This is a genomic window from Nostoc sp. PCC 9305, assembly GCF_963920915.1.
In the GTDB taxonomy this organism is placed as follows: domain Bacteria; phylum Cyanobacteriota; class Cyanobacteriia; order Cyanobacteriales; family Nostocaceae; genus Nostoc.
On record NZ_CAWUDN010000017.1, the window covers coordinates 52,605 to 71,640 of the forward strand.

At 42.5% G+C, this 19,036-nt stretch carries 10 protein-coding genes; 9 read left to right on the forward strand and 1 reads right to left on the reverse strand.

What is annotated here, in order from left to right:
- Window positions 1–53: 53 nt before the first annotated feature.
- The 7 genes from ACM0OX_RS08955 to ACM0OX_RS08985 all read left to right on the forward strand — a co-directional run bounded on the left by ACM0OX_RS08955 (window position 54) and on the right by ACM0OX_RS08985 (window position 15,584).
- Window positions 54–2,978 carry an AMP-binding protein gene (locus tag ACM0OX_RS08955; protein ID WP_414514569.1) on the forward strand — a complete coding sequence of 975 codons (2,925 nt, stop codon included), beginning with the start codon at window positions 54–56 and terminating at the stop codon, window positions 2,976–2,978.
- A 302-nt stretch (window positions 2,979–3,280) separates the two neighbouring features.
- Window positions 3,281–4,699, forward strand: a complete 1,419-nt coding sequence (locus ACM0OX_RS08960; RefSeq protein WP_414514570.1) for a lipase family protein — start codon at window positions 3,281–3,283, stop codon at window positions 4,697–4,699.
- A gap of 22 nt (window positions 4,700–4,721) precedes the next feature.
- Window positions 4,722–5,876, forward strand: coding sequence for an efflux RND transporter periplasmic adaptor subunit (locus tag ACM0OX_RS08965; protein WP_414514571.1), 1,155 nt, complete (start codon window positions 4,722–4,724; stop codon window positions 5,874–5,876).
- Window positions 5,877–6,144: 268 nt separating this feature from the next.
- Window positions 6,145–7,305: an ABC transporter permease DevC gene (devC, locus tag ACM0OX_RS08970; RefSeq protein ID WP_414514572.1), complete on the forward strand. Its 1,161-nt coding sequence runs from the start codon at window positions 6,145–6,147 to the stop codon at window positions 7,303–7,305.
- Complete coding sequence (gene devC / locus ACM0OX_RS08975; RefSeq protein ID WP_414514573.1) at window positions 7,295–8,488, forward strand: ABC transporter permease DevC; 1,194 nt, start codon at window positions 7,295–7,297, stop codon at window positions 8,486–8,488. The genes devC (ACM0OX_RS08970) and devC (ACM0OX_RS08975) overlap by 11 nt, the downstream gene beginning before the upstream one ends.
- Window positions 8,489–8,520: 32 nt before the next feature.
- On the forward strand, window positions 8,521–9,840 hold the full coding sequence (locus ACM0OX_RS08980) for an ATP-binding cassette domain-containing protein (protein ID WP_414514574.1): 1,320 nt from the start codon (window positions 8,521–8,523) through the stop codon (window positions 9,838–9,840).
- A gap of 275 nt (window positions 9,841–10,115) precedes the next feature.
- Window positions 10,116–15,584 carry an AAA family ATPase gene (locus tag ACM0OX_RS08985; RefSeq protein ID WP_414514575.1) on the forward strand — a complete coding sequence of 1,823 codons (5,469 nt, stop codon included), beginning with the start codon at window positions 10,116–10,118 and terminating at the stop codon, window positions 15,582–15,584.
- A 146-nt stretch (window positions 15,585–15,730) separates the two neighbouring features.
- Here the strand turns inward: ACM0OX_RS08985 and ACM0OX_RS08990 are convergent, their stop codons facing one another.
- A complete protein-coding gene (locus tag ACM0OX_RS08990; protein ID WP_414514576.1) occupies window positions 15,731–16,531 on the reverse strand; it encodes an RMD1 family protein in 801 nt (266 codons plus the stop codon).
- Between the two features lie 372 nt (window positions 16,532–16,903).
- Between ACM0OX_RS08990 and ACM0OX_RS08995 the strand changes: the two genes are divergently transcribed.
- Together ACM0OX_RS08995 and ACM0OX_RS09000 are read left to right on the forward strand one after the other, a co-directional pair.
- Entirely contained in the window at window positions 16,904–18,391 is a 1,488-nt protein-coding gene (locus ACM0OX_RS08995; protein ID WP_414514577.1) for a CIA30 family protein, read from the forward strand.
- A 247-nt stretch (window positions 18,392–18,638) separates the two neighbouring features.
- The gene (locus ACM0OX_RS09000; RefSeq protein ID WP_194045492.1) at window positions 18,639–18,986 is read left to right on the forward strand and encodes a hypothetical protein; all 348 of its coding nucleotides are present in this window, start codon (window positions 18,639–18,641) and stop codon (window positions 18,984–18,986) included.
- The last annotated feature ends 50 nt before the right edge of the window (window positions 18,987–19,036 follow it).

A 19,036-nucleotide genomic window follows, 5' to 3' on the forward strand; every position in this document is an offset into this window, starting at 1 on the left:
GCAAATATGCAACGCCAAAACAGAAGCAGATCGGGTTTTGGAGAGGGCTAAATATGGTATTCAATGAATTGTTAACATCCAGTTTGTCAGTCAAAAATTTAGTAGAACTGACGCGTTATCGCGCCGAACAACAACCCGATCGCCTCGCCTATAGTTTTTTGCTGGATGGAGAAAAGGAAGTAATTAGTCTTACCTATGGAGAACTAGATTTATCGGCACGAGCGATCGCGGTGCAACTGCAAACTGTCAGTGCCAAGCATGAACGTGTCCTCCTCCTCTACCCGCCTGGTCTTGATTTCATTACCGCCTTCTTTGGCTGCTTATATGCTGGTGCGATCGCCGTTCCTGCTTATCCGCCTCGACAAAATCAGTCCATCTCTAGGCTGATGGCAATTATGGCAGATGCCCAGGCTAGGGTTGCCCTAACTACAACCTCCCTACTCGCTACCATCGCTACTCAGTTTACGCATCATCCACAACTGGCTACAAAACAGATTTTAACTACAGACACCATCACTAATCAGCAAGCAGAGTTATGGCACGAACCTTTACTCGATCCAGACGCGATCGCATTTCTACAATACACCTCTGGCTCAACCGGGACACCCAAGGGGGTTATGGTCAGTCATGGCAACTTACTGCACAATTTAGAACTGATTCATCAGTTTTTCCAAACCACTCCCAACCAATTAGGCGTATCCTGGCTGCCCCCTTATCATGATATGGGCTTAATCGGTGGCATCCTCCAACCCCTCTATGTCGGCTCTTCAATAATTTTGATGTCGCCCGTTGCGTTTTTGCAGAAGCCCTATCGTTGGTTAGAAGCAATTTCCCGCTATCAAGCGACGATTAGCGGCGGGCCGAATTTTGCCTATGACTTGTGCGTGCAGAAAATTCAGCCAGAACAATTAGTGGGTCTCGATCTGAGCAGTTGGAAAGTTGCTTTCAATGGTGCTGAACCAGTTCGTGCCCAGACCCTAGAACGATTTGTTACCAAGTTTGAGCCTTACGGCTTTCGCCCTGAAGCTTTTTATCCTTGCTATGGGATGGCTGAAGGCACATTGTTGATTTCCGGGGGGATAAAAGAGTGCTACCCAACGGTGTGTAATGTAGAAAGTGCTGCTCTCGAACAAAACCAAGTTGTGTTCTGTGGAGAGCAACAGCAGCATAGTATAAAGATTGTGGGACAAGGGAGGACGGGGTTAGGTCAAACAATTGCGATCGCCAATCCGCAATCTTTCAAGAGATGTCCAGATGGTACAGTTGGAGAAATTTGGGTTACAGGAGCGAGTATTGCTCAAGGCTACTGGCAGAAACCCCAAGAGACGCAAGAAACATTCTATGCCTGTTTAGACGATACAAACGGGGGTTCGTTTCTGCGAACGGGCGACCTGGGATTTCTGCATAATGGTGAATTATTTGTTACCGGGCGACTCAAGGATTTAATTGTGATTCGAGGTCGCAATTACTATCCTCAAGATATTGAACTGACGGTACAGGAAAGTCATTCAGCTCTCCGACATGGCTGTGGAGCAGTGTTTGCCATTGAGGTAGAAGGGGAAGAAAGAATCGTCGTGGCTCAAGAAATCGAGCGAACCTACTTAAGAAAGCTCAATGCAGATGAAGCGATCGCGGCAATTCGTCAAGCGGTGTCACAGGTTCATGAGTTATCAGTTTATGCAGTGTTGCTGCTTAAGACTGCCAGCATTCCCAAAACTTCAAGTGGTAAGATTTCCCGTACTGCTTGCCGCAATGGATTTCAAACAGAGAGTTTGGACATCATTGCTGCTGACATCTTGCCCCAATGGGATGGCGGCGATAGCGAATATAAACTCACAGCAGCAGAACTGCTAGCGATCGCTCCCACAAAAAGACAGCAGCACTTAGAGTCTTACATTCAAGCAAAACTCGCAAGGGGACTGAAAGTTGACTTGGCAAAACTGCATCCCCAACAACCCTTGCATCAGCTAGGCCTTGATTCCTTGACTGCAATCGAGATTAAACATCAAATCGAAGTCGATTTAGAAGTGAATGTTCCTGTGGTCAAGTTTTTGGAAGGTGTGACGATCGCAAATCTCGCTGCTCAAATTCTCAGACAATTGACTGGAGTAAATTCTCAGCAGCAAGGCGAAAAGCTACCCTTTTTCTGCATTCATCCGGTGATGGGTGTCGCTTCCGTTTATTCCGATCTGGCAGAGTTATTGGGTCAAGAACAACCTTTCTATGGGCTACAATCTGCGGGGATTACTGGCGAAGGCAAATCAAAAGATTGTATAGAAGACATTGCTGCTGAGTATATCCACGGTATCCAACAGGTGCAACCAGAAGGCCCCTATTGTCTAGGAGGTTGGTCTTTTGGGGCGCTGGTGGCATTTGAAATGGCCCAACAGCTACAGCAAGCAGGACAGACCATTGTATTACTGGCACTGATTGATACTCCTGCCTTTTGCGACAATCGCACTCAGAATTTCTTCCAGATGGCTAAATTTCTGGTGAATTCCGTGCTTCGCAATCTTGGCCCTTATCTGGATGAAACAGTGGATCATTTTCTGACTGCTGTCGAAGAACGACAACTCACCCAACAGATTGGAACTAAGACCTCGAAGCCATTGCATTTTTTGGTTGAGCCAGGAAGTATAGCTAAGGTTGTCGCCCACCAGTCCAGGCTGAGTAAGCTTTTCCAACCAGCTGCGCGACGGCTATTTCAAGTCATACAAGCTAACAACTCAGCCCTCCTCAAATACAAGCCGCAGCCTTATCCGGGTAAAGTTACCCTCTTTCGGACGAGTAAACAAACTGGAAAAAATCCCCAAGATGCAACCCTTGGCTGGGGCGATCTAGCAATCGGCGGAGTTGAGATTCATCAAATTCCGGGAAACCATCTGAATTTAGTCCTCCCGCCCCATGTAGAGGTACTTGCCGAAAAACTAAAAGCTTGTCTCGATCGCGTGCAGGTTCAAAAGATGGAGGTGTTGTAGATTTTGTCTTTCCTAGCAGTCTTCTATTAGCTTGATAATACTATCAGGAGATTTATAAAAATAAATAATAACCAAAGTTTCCAATTTTATTACTGATAGTTATAAAACCGCACTAACTGATATTATCCTATCAAGTCCCCATTTATATTCAGAGGATAAAAGTCAAGCATAAGTAGAACGACTTCAAAAAACCAAACTATGTAAAGAAAAATGAAATACCTTAAACCCTTTTTCCTTCTGCCTCCAGCGTAGCTGGCTTCTGCCCAATTCCAATAATCAATATTCACACCGACCTACTTATTATGAGTATACCTTTAAAGCTTCGCAGTGGTTTTAGCTTTGATGAAGCAATTTTAATGGCTAAGTTCTCCAAACGAAGTTATGAAATATTTCAAGTCGGAGGAGGCTCTGTTGAAGATGCCGAAGTCCAAGATATCTATAACTCTCTGTATAAGAATGAGGGCTGGAAATTAGTTCATAGCTTGCAGAATAATGAAAATAATATTCGAGGTTTCATTTTTAAACGAGAAGGAAGTAATCAATTTGCGGTGATTTTTCGAGGCTCTATTGTTACCGATCGCGGTCAAATTGAATTAACGGATATTTTGACCGATCTCAATTGGTCATTAATTAACTATGGTTCTCTACCAGATACGCGAGTCAAAGTTGCACGGGGATTTTTTGAAGGATTTGAAGCCGTTAAAGATGAACTTGCTGCCTTTTTTCAGGTTCTCTTAGGTCAAATTAATGCTCAAGATTTTGAGATATTTCAAACCTTAAATTCTGCCAAACAAATTGCTATTGCCCATGCCATTGCGGCAGCTGGAGGAATCCGATTCGGACTGGCCTTTGAGCGTCGATTAAAAAAACTAATTTCGGAAGTCTTCTCTTATGATGCGATCGGCAACCTGAATCGAGCCTGGAGTTTTGCCCGCGATGAACTCTTGAACTTTGAAGATATCTCTAGAGAAATGAGTGAGTTATCGAATAGTCGCAGGGTTGGTACTAGCTTGAGTTCTAGACCTAAGATGCCTAAAAACGCCAGCCGGATTGAGGTTTTCGTAGGGGGACATAGTTTGGGTGGTGGTTTAGCTCAACTCGGCGCTCTGTTCTTAAAACGCCGTTTTAGTTCTTTAGGAGAGTCAGCTTTACGAGTCAAAGTATACACCTTTGGATCTGTGAAAGTTGGCAATCACCATTTTGCCAATTACTACAACGAACAGTTAGGAGAAGGATTTAGTTACCGCGTCGAAAATCAACTGGATCTGTTTACTCTAGTACCTTTTACCCTTCCTTTCCCTTTAAGTATGGTTGCTGGCAATGGCTTGAGAGTGGGGGAACTTTACTTAGGCAATTACGAACATGTGGGAGAAGTTCATCACGTAATCGGACTGGGAAATCACGGTGTCTCTCTGAATTTTGGGGGAGCAGCAGAATTTATGGGAGGTATTCCTTTCCCTCACAGCTTCGATACCTACATTCAACTGCTAGAAGAAGACAAAAAACGGTGGCATCAGTTGTGGCAACCGATTAGAGGAATTCTCAGCATCTTTTTACAAGAAATGCTCCAGGAACAGGAAGCTGGGATTGTGATGACTACCGAAGAACAAATACGGGGAGTTCAAGAACAGACATCTGAAGAAATTCGCAGTCTCAAACAATCTCTAGACGAACTTAAAAGCGAAATTCAGCGATCGGGGCTGAACTTGAAAAACGAATAAGAACTGATAACTTTTGCTACTTATGATGACCCCTACTGTTACTGCTCGCAATCTTAGTATCTTTGCTGGTCTACTGGCATTAAGTATCGGGGCTGGATACGTTTTCCTATCTAAGGTATCTAGCCAGTCACCCGTCAACAACGCCTCACCATCATCCTTATCGTTGCCCCCTGAAAAAACAAAAGTCCTGGCACTGGGGCGGTTGGAACCAGAGGGGGAGATTACCAAGGTTGCAGTTCCAGTGGGGGCACAGATTGATGAATTAAAAGTTTCTGAGGGTAATTGGGTTAAAACCGGGCAAGTTTTGGCTTATCTAAAAAGTCACCAAGAAATGCTGGCTAAACGAAATTTGGTTGCTAGCCAGGTAGAGGAGGTGCAAAAACAGATACAAACAGATAGCTCCGTCAATCAGATTGAGATTAGTCAGGCACAAGCACAGATTAGTCAGATTTCTACTCCTCGTTTGCAAGAAATTAGCTCTCAAGAGGCTGCTGTTCGCCGATCGCAAGCAGAGTTACAACAGGCAATTATCATACGCGATCGCTATGCAAAACTTTATGCTGAAGGTGCAGTTCCTAAAGAAGATTTTGAGATCAGGAAGTTATTGGTTGTACAAACCCAGGAGAATTTAAGTCAAGCCAGAGCCAAGTTACAGCAATTAACCAACACCCGTCAAGCAGATATCAAAGTAGCTCAAGAGAACCTCAAACGCTCAGAAATGAATTTAAAGCGAGTCGCTAGCCATAGTGGGTTGATTTCAGCCATTCAAAATTTAAAACTGGCCCAGGCACAGTTAGAGCAAACTATTATCCGTGCGCCCAAAAACGGCCAAGTCTTGAAGATTTATACCCAGGCTGGGGAAGTGATTTCCGATCGCGGGCTTCTGGCTCTGGGCAACACACGTAATATGTATGTAGTGACAGAGGTGTTTGAAACAGACGTTAAGTTGATTAAAGTCGGACAGCGAGCAACGATTACCAGTCCGGTTTTTTCTGAAAAAATGACTGGCACTGTCACCAAAATTGGTCAATTGGTATTTAAAAACGACGTTATTGGGGACGATCCGACAGCAAAATCAGATGTCCGAGTGGTAGAAGTGAAAATCCGCTTAGATCGAAGCGAACTTGTCTCCGATCTAAGTAATCTGCAAGTAGATGCCGAGATTGATTTAAATTAATTCGCTAAAGGTTTTTCAAAAAGGACGAATGGCACTAAGAAAAGCCCAAAGACTTCTTTTCTTGTATCCTCGTTCCCAGCCTGGAGGCTGGGAACGAGTTCCGAGAGGCTCTGCCTCTTGTCAAGTTATGGAGGCGGCAGCCTCCGAAAATGGTTTCCCAACCTCCAGGCTGGAAGTTGGGGCAAGGACTGTATCTTAACTTAGTGCCATTCGGAACTTGGACTTGAACAATTTTTAAAGGTATCTAAATTATCAGGAGTCAGAGAATGTGACTAACCGTCAGCACCGCAAACACTGGAAAGGGCCGCCGTTGGCATGGCGTAACTTAATGCAGAGTAAAGCTCGCTTAGGCGCGGGAGTATCAGCCATCAGCTTTGCGGTTTCCTTAGTATTTATGCAACTTGGACTTTTTAGCGGAGTGATGAAGGGAGCGACGCTGCTTTATGACAGCCTCAATTTTGACATTGTATTGATTTCATCCAAGTCGCCGGAGTCCACCTATGTTCCACCCTTTCCCCGACGTTATTTGTATCAGGCGGGAGGGACGAATGGCGTTGCTGCTGCCAGACCACTTTACCTCGCGTTTCGCTCGTGGCGCAATGTAGAAACGACGCGAATACGAGCGCTTTTGCTTTTGGGGTTTAATTATCGAGATCCTGTGTTGCGCGTGCCAGAAGTTTATCAGTCTTTATCAGCCCTACAACGCCAAGATACCTTGTTAATGAATAGCCTCTCACGCTCCGAATTTGGCCCGAGAGAAGTGGGTCTGAAAACTGAACTGAACAGGCGACAAGTTGAGATTGTAGGGCTGTTTAGCTTAAATAACACTATCCGTGCTGATGGCACTGCAATTGTTAGCGATCAAAATTTTATTCGTCTGAATCCGGGGCGATCGCTGGATGATATAAGTCTGGGGTTGATTACAGTTGAGCCTGGTGTAAAGGTTGATGAAGTAGTGCAAAACTTACGCCAAATCATGCCAGCAACGATTAAAGTATTCAGTCGTCAAGAAGCGATGTCTAGAGATCGGGAATATTGGGTTAAGTCTACTTCGCTCGGTTATATCATTGGTGTTGCTGTGATCATGGCTTTTCTAGTTGCGACTGTGATTGTGTATCAAGTCCTGAGTTCTGATGTCAATGAACGCTTGCATGAGTATGCAACCTTAAAAGCCATTGGATATACTAATTTGCGTTTGTTGACGGTCGTTATCCAAGAAGCGCTCGTGCTGGCGACGCTGGGGTTTATTCCTGGTTGCCTTCTGGCTTTGGGGATGTACCATGCCATTTTTATTGCCACAAGACTACCGGTCGCCATGACTGTTAGTCGGATGTTATTCGTGTTTGCTCTGACGATTGTGACATGTAGTGCGTCTGGATTTGTTGTTGCTCGCAAAGTGTTAGTTGCAGATCCCGCCGATGTTTTCTAGTAAAAAGGTTCGAGTTGCCCTCTTTAAATTTTCCCTTGCCTGGCGCAACCTGCTCCAGCAACGATCGCAGTTTTTCACAGCATTAGCTGCGATCGCGTTTGCGGTTTTTCTCATGTTTTCCCAACTCGGATTTCAGAATGCAATGTTGAATAGTAACGTTGCGTTTATTCAGGCATTCAATGCTGATTTAATCATGCTCAGTCAGCGACGCTATGTTACCGTTATTGACGAAACTTTTAATCGAAGTCGATTATATCAAGTTAGACAATTTGAAGGCGTTGCAGCAGCTTATCCACTTTATATCACTCTTGGTAGTTGGAGACGTTATGGAACTGCTGAGGAAAGGTCTATCCGAGTGTTTGGATTTAATCTAGACGATCCTGTTTTTCTCTTACCTGAGATCCAAGCGGCTGAATTTGCCCTCCAAATGCCCAACACTCTATTGGCCGATAGCAGGTCTCGCAAAGATTATGGTTCTATGCAACCGGGTGTGACAACTGAGCTTTCTGGTGTCCAAGTCAAAGTAATTGGAACCTTTGAACTGGGTGCTGACTTTGTAACTGATGGTAATTTAATTGTCAGCGATCTTAATTTTCTGAGAATCTTTGCAACTAGACCTTCTGGCATTGATTCCAAGCTTCGTTCATCGCTCAACGACGTTGATATTGGTCTAATCAAAGTGACTCCAGGAACGAATAGCGATCGCCTAGAAAAGTTTTTGAATCAATCTTTACCATCTGATATAGTTGTTTACACGAAACAACATTTTATTGCCAAAGAACTAGATTATTGGACGCAATCATCTGGAATTGGGGCTATTTTTGGACTAGGAACAATCATCGGTTTTGTGGTTGGTATTGTCGTAGTTTACAACATTATCTATAGTAATGTTGCAGATAATCTACCTCAATATGGCACTTTGAAAGCTATTGGTCATTCTAATTTTTATCTTGTCGGTATTGTTTTTCTCCAATCTATCATTCTTTCATTTTTTGGTTTTTTTCCGGGTTTTTGCTTAAGCTTTCTCTTTTATCAGTTAATTTCTACGGCTACAGGGCTGCAATTAGAGATGAATTTTGACGTTATCAGCTTCGTGCTATGTTTAACGGTTTTAATGTGTGTTGTTTCTGGACTGATAGCAACCAGAAAGCTGCAAAAGATAGATCCTGCTGATATTTATTAATAAAATTTTTGAATAGATGTTGATTTAAACTGATGTCTACCAAACCAATTATTCAAATCGAAAACATCAATCATTATTATGGAAAGGGTCAATTACGCAAACAAATATTATTTGATATTTCTCTGAAGATTTATCCTGGAGAAATTGTGATTATGTCCGGCCCTTCCGGGTCTGGGAAGACAACACTGCTGACTTTAATTGGGGGATTGCGTTCTGTTCAGGAAGGTAGCCTTCAAGTATTAGGACACGAGTTAAGCGGAGTGAGTAATCGGTTATTGGAAAATGTCCGCAAGCAGATCGGGTTCATTTTTCAAGCTCATAATTTGTTAGGTTCCCTAACCGCAAACCAAAATGTGCAAATGTCTTTGGTGCTGAATGATGCGATCGCAATGGAAGAAGCGCAAGAGCGATCGCAAGCAATATTAGAGGAAGTGGGACTGCAAAAGCGGATTCATTCTTATCCACACCAGTTATCGGGCGGACAAAAACAACGAGTGGCGATCGCACGAGCTTTGGTAAACCGACCCCAACTGATTTTGGCAGATGAACCAACAGCAGCGCTAGACAAAGCCAGTGGTCGAGATGTGGTGGAACTAATGCAAAAACTGGCAAAGCAGCAAAATTGTACCATTTTGCTAGTAACCCATGACAACCGAATTTTAGATATTGCCGATCGCATCGTTCATTTAGAAGATGGTCGTTTAGCCTCGCCTACAGAGCAAGCAATTTTAGACATTGAGAGTACAACAACCTCATTAGTTAAAGCTAAAAAAGAGGAATTGAGCCGCACGCTCGAAGAATTAACAATCCCTCAGTTTTTGAATTTGCTTCAGAAGCTCAAAGAAGAATTTGAACAAGTTTTGCAAGCAATGAATATTCTCAGCGAGCAAATGTTAAAAGCAAATATTGAGGAAGTTATTAGGGCATTAGCCTGGAAAATTGCCCAAATTATGGGTGCGGATCGAGCAACTATCTTTGTGGTTGACCGGGAAAAAAACCAGCTTTGGTCTAAGGTTTCCCGGAGTGAAAATGAAGAAGCGGTAGAAATTTTCTTGCCGATGAATTCTAGTATTAGTGGTTATGTTGCCACAACTGGTAAGAGTGTAAATATAACTGATGTTCAGCAAAATCCTCAGTTCTATAGAGAAATCGATCGAGCAACTGGATATCATACTTGTAATATCCTTTGCTTACCTATGTTCAATAGCAAAAACCAAGTGTTTGCAGTGGTTGTGTTGACTAATAAACTAGGAGATCGCCCCTTTGATACCAATGATGAACGTCTACTTCGCGAACTAACTGCACCGCTCAGTGTGATTCTAGAAGGTACTCTCTCGGTGTTACAACAATAGATGGCAGCCATGCTCAATTATCCAATTTGAAGAGAAAATAGGCGTTGGCTTTGATTCGTGGTGTCATATCTTTACTTGCGGCTGCGATAAGATAAGCATTACTTCATTACAGGTCAGAAACATGCAAAATACCGTGAAAATCAAGTAATAATATACACTTTTGTTCTAAAATATTTATGTAACATCTCGTAAAAATATGCTTATTTTTGTCTCAGATGTTACAAAGCTAAACTTGCATGGGCATATTAAGAATGCTTATATTGCAAGAGAAAACAATGACAGCTACTTTATCTGGTTATCAACTCCTCGAAACCCTTCACTCCGGTAGTAAAACCGTCATTTATCGTGGACGGCGAGAAACCGATAATGTCTCTGTGGCGATCAAAACTCTTCAGTGCGAACATCCACCCCTAGAAGATATTGCTCGACTGCGCCACGAATATCAAATCATTGAGTCCCTGCGAATTCCTGGCATTGTTAAAGCCTACGAGTTAAAGAATTATCAGCATGGTTTGGCTTTGGTATTAGAAGATATTCCGGGTTGCTTACTCAAAGAAATGATTGCAACTCAAAAAACTACTTTGATTACTTTTCTCAAGGTGGCGATTAATTTGGCACACACATTAGGAGAGCTACACGCCCAAAAAATTATACATAAAGATATTAAGCCGCACAATATTCTAATTAATCCCGAATCAGGGGAAATCAAACTGATTGACTTCAGTATCTCCTCCCGCCTCGATCGAGAAAATCATACCTTGAGCAATCCTAATTTGCTTGAAGGTACACTTGCCTATATGTCGCCTGAGCAAACAGGCAGAATGAACCGGGTGTGCGACTATCGCACCGACTTTTATTCGTTGGGTGTAACCTTGTATGAAATGCTAACTGGTACGCTGCCATTTTATGCTAGCGATCCGATGGAGTTGATCCACTGTCACATCGCCAAAATGCCAGTCGCACCCTGTAGCGAAACCGTGTGCCGTGTTCTGGAAGATGTGCCAGAAGCGATTAGTGCAATTATTTTGAAACTGTTAGCGAAAACAGCAGAGGATCGGTATCAAAGCGCTTGGGGACTGAAAGCGGATTTAGAGGAATGCTTGTTTCAATTTCAAGTAATTGGCAAGATTGAAAACTTTGTACCAGGAAGACGAGACAAATCTGGGCATTTTTTGATTGGGCAACAACTTTACGGACGCGAAGCAGAAGTCGCAACATTAATGACTGGATTTGAGCATGTGGCAGGAGGTAGCAGCGAACTCATGCTCGTCTCTGGTTATTCGGGCATTGGCAAGACGAGTGTCGTCAATGAAGTTCATAAACCGATTGTCGGGGCAAGGGGTTATTTTATTGCAGGCAAGTTCGATCAATTCAAGCGCAATATTCCATACACCTCGTTGATTCAGGCGTTCCAATCTTTGATTCAGCAATTACTCACCGAAAGCGTTGCCCAAATCCAAGGGTGGAAAGAAAAACTGTTAACCGCGTTGGGAGAAAATGGGCAAGTCATTATTGATGTGATTCCCGAAGTCGAACTCATTATTGGAACTGTGCCACCTGTAACACAATTGGGAGCGACAGAATCTCAAAATCGTTTCAATCGCGTCTTTGGGCAATTCATTGGAGTATTTACAAACCAAGATCATCCCTTAGTTGTCTTTCTGGATGACTTGCAGTGGGCAGATTCGGCATCACTGAACTTAATTGAGCTATTGATGACGGATACTGAGCGCAAATATTTATTGCTAATTGGGGCATACCGCGATCATGAAGTTTCGCCCACCCATCCATTGATGATGAGTTTGTCCAAAATTCAATCTTCTGGTGCGGTGGTGAATAACATAGTCTTATCATCATTGCAGTTAACGGATGTAGAAGCGTTAATTGGCGATACATTGAATCACATAGAACACAGTCAGCCACTAGCAGAATTACTATTCCATAAAACCGGAGGAAACCCCTTCTTCTTAACACAACTGCTGAAAACTCTACACCAAGAAGACTTACTAACATACGACTTCCATTCAGGTGTATGGCAATGGAATATCCAACATATTCAAGCAATCGGTATTACTGACCTGAATGTTGTTGAACTGACAGCGAGAAATATTCGCAAACTGTCATTAGAAACGCAACAAGTTCTGAAACTAGCTGCTTGTATTGGTAATACTTTTAACTTAGATGTATTAGCGATCGTCAACGAAGCATCTTCTCTAATCACTGCGGCGCAATTGTGGTCAGCCCTGCAAGCTGGGTTAATTCTACCGTTAAGTCAGGATTACAAAATTCCCTTAGCATTTAGTCAGGAAGAGTCAGGTGGCGTTACCTTAACTGATATCAAAGTTGATTACAAGTTTTTACATGACAGAGTACAGCAAGCGGCATATTCTCTGATTCCCGACGATCGCCAGCAAGCAACGCATCTGAAAATTGGTCAATTATTGCTGCAAAATACGACACCAGAAGAACGCAAAGAAAATATATTTGCTTTAGTTAATCAACTCAATTACGGTACTGATTTACTGATATCTGAAACAGAAAAATATCAACTTGCAGAACTCAATCTCATCGCCGGTCAGAGAGCAAAAGCAGCCACAGCCCACGATTCCGCCATCAAATATTTGCAAGTTGGTTTGAGACTGTTAGCAGAAGAAAGCTGGAAGTGTCAATATGAACTGACATTAACACTGCACTCAGAAGCGGCAGAGGCAGCTTTTTTGAGCGGTGATTTTGAAGAAATGCAGAGATTGTTTGAGATCGTCCAAAACTGTGCTGTGACGCTACTGGACAAAATTAAAGTGTATGAAGTCCAGATGCAAGCTTATATGGCGCAGAACAGGTTACTAGAAGCGGTTAACACAGCGCTACAAGTTTTAAAGCTTTTAGGGGTAGAGTTTCCTCAAGAACCGAACGCGTCAGACATTGGGCAAGGATTGGCGGACACTGCGGCAATTTTGAGTGGAAGGCGAATTGAGGATTTAATTGAGCTACCTCAAATGAGCGATCGCTATAAATTAGCAGCCATTAGACTTTTGTCAAGTATCTTTGCTCCTGCATATATTGTTGCTCCTGCACTGTTGCCCTTGACGGTGTGCAAACAAGTACAATTATCCGTCGAATATGGTAATGCTGCCGTTTCTCCTTTTGCTTATGCCAATTATGGTTTTCTTCTTTGTGCCATTGTGGGAGATATTGATTCAGGTTATAAATTTGGTCAGTTGGCTTTAAATCTAGTGTCAAAGTTAAACGCTCAAGAAATCAAAGCCAAGACAGTTTTCATCGTAAATCTATTTATCCGACATTGGAAAGAGCATCTGAGAGAAACCTTAGAGCCTTTGCTGTCAGCTTACTCTAGCGGAATGGAGACAGGAGATTTAGAATATGCAGGCTATAGTCTATTCCAGTACTCCTGTTTAGCTTACTTTAGCGGTAAAGAACTAACTGTCCTTGAAACAGAGATCGCAAGAAGCAGAGATGCTATTTATAAAACCAAGCAAGAAACAGCGCTTTATTATATAGAAATCTATTGGCAGGCTACCTTAAATCTACTGGGAAAAAATGAAAATCCCTGCCTTCTTAAGGGTAAAGCCTGCGATGAACATATAAGGTTGCCACTGCACCAGCAAGCAAATGACAATGGGGGAGTTGGCTACATATATTTGAACAAATTTTTGCTTTGTTATTGGTTTGAAAATTACTCGGAAGCGATTGAGAATCTCGCTATAGCGGAGAAGTATTTAGATGCAGTGGTAGGAATGCCCCTTGTTCCTATATTCAATTTTTACGATTCTTTAGTGCGGCTAGCGGTGTATCCCAACACCCAAGAATCAGAGCAAAAGGCTATCCTCGATCGCGTCCAAGCTAATCAAGAAAAAATCCAAAAATGGGCAGATTATGCCCCAATGAATCATTTACACAAATTCTATTTAGTAGAGGCAGAACGGCATCGGGTTTTAGACGAAAAAATCGAAGCGATCGAGATGTATGAAAAAGCGATCGCACTTGCTAAAGACAACGAGTATATCAATGAAGAAGCGATCGCCCACGAACTCGCAGCCAAATTTTATCTGTCATGGGGTAAAGAAACGATTGCCCAAACCTACATGACCAATGCTTACTATGCCTATAGCCATTGGGGTGCTGTTGCTAAAGTCAAAGATTTAGAAGCACGCTATCCGCAATTAATTTTGCGGTCAAATACAGAAAAAATAGAAACGAATTTCCTACACACTCTTCAAACAAGCTCTACGACTACTGGAGGCGCTCAGATTCTCGACTTCATGACAGTGATGAAAGCTGCACAAGTGCTGTCAGAAGAAATGGTGCTAACTCAGCTGCTCGAAAAATTGATGAAGATTGTCGTCGAAAATGCTGGCGCTCAACAAGGTTACTTTATTGCCAAGCACGAGAATCAATGGATGTTGGAAGCAACGGGAATAGTTATAGGTAAGGAGGTTAGTGTTGTTGTTAACACAGAAGATAAAACTAATTCACCCTTACTCCCAGTTGCCTTATGCAACTATGTGGAAAGAACTAGAAACAATCTGGTTTTAGACAATGCTGTTAAAGACTCTCGTTTTGCGACTGATGCTTATATCACCATTTACCAATCCAAATCAATTTTGTGTTTGCCGTTGATTCACTCTGGCAAGTTTACTGGGATTATTTACCTGGAAAATAATCTCATTTCTGGTGCTTTTACCCCAGAACGGGTGAATGTGCTGAGTCTGTTGATAGCGCAAATTTCGATTGCGATCGACAACGCCCGTCTTTACACCAACCTGCAAGCTTACTCAGAACAACTGGAAGCTAAATCACAAGAACTCGAAACTAAAAATGCAGCTTTGCAAGAATCCGAAACGCGAGAGCGAGAAAAAGCCGAGCAAATCGAAAAATCTCTGTATAAACTACAACAAACCCAGGCTCAACTTGTGCAGACAGAGAAAATGTCGAGCTTGGGGCAACTGGTAGCTGGGGTTGCTCACGAAATCAACAATCCAGTCAATTTTATCTTTGGCAATTTGACCCATGCCAACAGTTACACCCAAGATGTACTAAGACTGCTGGAACTCTACCAGAAGCATTACCCATCTCCCCATCCAGAGATTCAGGAAGAAGCAGAGGCGATCGATCTAGAATTCGTGCTAGAAGACCTGCCGAAGCTACTATCTTCTATGTGGGTTGGGGCAGACCGAATTCGGCAAATTGTCGCTTCTCTGCGAACTTTCTCACGCATGGATGAAGCCGAAATTAAAGCTGTTAATATTCATGAGGGCATTGATAGTACTATAATGATTCTCCAACATCGTCTCAAAGCCAAGTCAGATCGTCCCGGTATTGAGCTTATTAAACACTACGGTAATTTGCCCCAAGTGGAATGCTATGCAGGGCAGCTAAATCAAGTATTTATGAATGTGTTGAGTAATGCGATCGATGCTTTGGAAGAGTCATTAACGGATAATCAAGGACAAATAACAACTCCAACCATTACTATTCACACTGAACAAATTGATGCTCATCAAGTCGAAATTCGGATTGCAGACAATGGGATGAGTATACCAGAGCCTGTTCGCCGTCGCCTGTTCGATCCTTTCTTCACCACAAAACCTGTGGGTAAAGGAACAGGTATGGGCTTGTCGATTAGCTACCAAATCGTTACCGAAAAACATGGTGGTTCGCTCTCTTGCACTTCAGAACCCGGCGAGGGGGCGGAGTTTCAAATCCGTATTCCAGTTTGTCAGTAAGTTCGCAAGAACATTGCTGGGTAGTGGTAAATATCAGTTTTCACTACATATTTACCACTACAGCTATTTTCAGGTAAATAGATCGGGGGGTAGGGTAACAGCATTTGCGATCGCTCCCTCGCCATCTCACAACTCCAAATTTAGCATTAGCCTTTGAAAAGGATGTCATAAAGTGATAGCAGAATCTCTACCACAATCAGAATCACCACATACCACTCTACTCGCTGACTACTGCTATGCTGCATGAACTCCAGCACCGTTTGAGCGGTTTGGGAAATTAGCTCTAGTTTACGTTCCAGAGCATGGTGACGCTCGCGAATTTCGTATTCATCCTCCAAGCGCAGATATAAGTTTTCGAGCTGTGGAGATTCCCAGAGCAACTCCGGCTTATCGATAATCTCTACTTGACCTACAATCTTATGTTGAACTAATAGGGTAGTCCCAAGTTGACGCAGTAATTCCCGGCTTTGTTGTCTACTTCTGTTTTCACGCTGGAGACTAGCTGCAAACGGTTCAATTTGATCGAATACAGTCGCTAGGCTGGTTTCATAGTGAGACAACACAACACTCTTAGCGAGAATATCAGCCACTATCTGCAAGCGTTCTATACTTAATTCATGCAGTAAAATTTTTCCTTCTTTAGCTCGTTCACTCTCACTAATACTGAGATGCACTTCCACCTCTTCTGTTTCCGGGTCGGCAAAAGGGCCGCTAATTTGAGAGGATAGTTTGGTCAAAAATGCTACCTTTTCTTTAGGCTCAAGGTTAAACAGGACAACTGCACCATAAGCCAACAATACTGCGTAGCCTTCTTCACCGACTCTAATCATTAGTGGCATACTAGCCAAGGAAATGTAATTATCCAGCGTCTGTAAGTTAATACCTTTACCAAGGAATAGGGCCTGGGCTTTAAATCTATCTTTGTCATTAAAAAGGAGTTTTTGCATTGTTGCCCGGAAGCTATATTCTGCCTGCTTTACTGCTCTGGTAGCGATAGTAATTGATGCCTATTGTCGGAGATAACTACAATCTCAGCTTACCATTTCGTCTTTCCCCTACAGCCTACACCTTGTTTTTGATACTCTTATCCTCTAAATAAATTACAGCGCTTTTCAAGTAATGGAACTACATTACTCGCCACTCAATACTTTTCGGATAAATCCAAAAATCTCTCTTTTGGTCTGGGTAAAGGTTAAAGGGTAAGGGGTAAAGGTAAATATCAAACCCTTTCCCTTTCCCCTTTTCCCCTTAACCGAAAAGTATTGACTCGCCACTCCACCCAAAATTGTTAGAGTGAATAAAGTTATGAGGACGCAAATATGACTGACAAAAATCGTTCTCAATGGGACTTAGGCAGGTTTATCGAAACCCTGACTTACTTTGAGGTAATTCCTTTCCTTAACTGGGTACAGCAATTAATCCAAGGTCGTCCTAAGGATAATCAATACAGACCCAATGGAGGAAAAAACGTGGGTGTAATATTAGTAGCAGGTGCAACAGGTGGTGTCGGTAAACGAGTCGTGCAGCGATCGCTCCAACAAGGTTATAAAGTTCGCGCCCTAGTTCGAGATATTGACAAAGCACGGTCAATTCTTGGTAATGATATCGATTTGGTAGTTGCGGATATCACGCAACCAGAAACTTTAACTCCTTTAGTTCTTTCTGATATCCAAGCTGTAATTTGTTGCACAGCAGTACGCGTACAACCAGTTGAGGGAGACACAGCAGATAGAGCAAAATATTATCAAGGTGTTAAATTTTACCAACCAGAAATTGTTGGTGACACTCCCGAAAATGTAGAATATCAAGGAGTCAAAAACTTAGTCCAAGCGGCGGCAAAATATTTACCGCAAGCAAAGGAAAAACTAATATTTGATTTCACCAAGCCATCAGCAGAATTAAAGGATAATTGGGGAGCGCTGGATGATGTTGTCATGGGTGGCGTGAGTGCCAGTAATATCCAATTAGTAGAAAATACAGCTTTATTTGCTGGTAATGTTTCCACCGCTAACTCTGGCGGATTTGCTTCTGTCAGAACGAAGAATTTTGATCCACCCTTCAACTTATCTGGTTACGAAGGTGTGAAATTGCGCGTCAAAGGTGACGGTCAGCGTTATAAAATCTTTTTACGGACAGATACAACATGGGATGGTATTGGCTATAGCTATTCTTTCGATACCGTAGCTAATACCTGGATAGATATTCAGATTCCCTTTGCAGATTTGACTCCTGTATTTCGGGCAAAAGTTGTCAAAGATGCGCCGCCAATTGAGCAAAGTAGAGTTTGTTCATTCCAACTGATGTTGAGCAAATTTGAATACGATGGCGCTTTAAATCCTAAATTTTCCCCAGGTGGTTTTACTTTCCAGTTGGAATCAATTAAAGCTTATGGCGGGACAACTTTACCACAATTTATCCTCGTTAGTTCAGCAGGTGTTACTCGTCCCGGACGCCCTGGCATTAATTTAGATGAAGAACCGCCAGCAGTGAAATTAAACGATCAATTGGGAGGAATTTTAACTTGGAAGTTGAAGGGAGAAGATAGTTTAAGAGAAAGCGGAATTCCTTATACAATTATTAGACCTTGTGCTTTAACTGAAGACGCAGGTGGTAAGGAATTAATATTTGAGCAAGGTGACAATATTAGAGGCAAAATCAGCCGTGAGGATGTGGCAGAACTTTGCGTACAAGCGCTAAAACTAGGAAAAGCGTCTAACGTCACATTTGAGGTTAAACAGGGAGAAAATACTGTCAACTATGTCGATTGGCAGAATTTATTTTCTAATTTACAACCTGATGAAAGATGAAATATCTACAGATTTTTTTCTGTAAATTATCTCAATCAAGTCGGGAGCATCCCAAATGTGCAAGTTTATTTTCATACGGTATTTTGACTTAGATGGAGAATGAAATAACGAACCGCAAAGGACGCAAAGAACACAAAGGAAAGAGGTTTATACAGGGTTTTTGTACCAGTCCTGTGTCTTTTGGCAAAATTGGGATGCTCCCATCAAGTCTGGTTAGATAGGCTGTTATAACAAGTCAGTTATTGGTATGAAAAAAATCAAGGTGCTAGTAATCGCCGGGATTTTAGTAACAATTATCTGGGGCAGTTTTTTTTCTAAAACTGCCTCATCGCAGCAAGTAGAGTCCCGCATCTACAATCTGGAAGCGGATTTGAATCGTGTTGAGTCGCGGTTAAATCAGCTAGAGTCTCAGCTAGGTAAAACTCGCCAGTCTCCATCCTCAAGAACAACACTTACCCCACGACAATCAACTCGTTCTAGAGGTAACTTATCACAGCAAGATCCGATGTTTGATCGGCTTGCAACTTTGGTGGTTGAATTGAAGCAACAAGTCAATAAATTAGAGCAGCGAGTTGCTAAATTAGAATCACGCTAAATATTTAATCAAATTTCAAAAGGGTAGTATCGCAAGGCGGAATTAAAAAT

Coding starts and splice junctions, on each gene's coding strand:
- ACM0OX_RS08990 (WP_414514576.1), bottom strand. CDS start 16,531: ATGCAAAAACTCCTTTTTAATGACAAAGATAGATTTAAAGCCCAGGCC.
- ACM0OX_RS08985 (WP_414514575.1), top strand. CDS start 10,116: ATGACAGCTACTTTATCTGGTTATCAACTCCTCGAAACCCTTCACTCC.
- devC (WP_414514573.1), top strand. CDS start 7,295: ATGTTTTCTAGTAAAAAGGTTCGAGTTGCCCTCTTTAAATTTTCCCTT.
- ACM0OX_RS08955 (WP_414514569.1), top strand. CDS start 54: ATGGTATTCAATGAATTGTTAACATCCAGTTTGTCAGTCAAAAATTTA.
- ACM0OX_RS08965 (WP_414514571.1), top strand. CDS start 4,722: ATGATGACCCCTACTGTTACTGCTCGCAATCTTAGTATCTTTGCTGGT.
- ACM0OX_RS08995 (WP_414514577.1), top strand. CDS start 16,904: ATGACTGACAAAAATCGTTCTCAATGGGACTTAGGCAGGTTTATCGAA.
- ACM0OX_RS08980 (WP_414514574.1), top strand. CDS start 8,521: ATGTCTACCAAACCAATTATTCAAATCGAAAACATCAATCATTATTAT.
- ACM0OX_RS08960 (WP_414514570.1), top strand. CDS start 3,281: ATGAGTATACCTTTAAAGCTTCGCAGTGGTTTTAGCTTTGATGAAGCA.
- ACM0OX_RS09000 (WP_194045492.1), top strand. CDS start 18,639: ATGAAAAAAATCAAGGTGCTAGTAATCGCCGGGATTTTAGTAACAATT.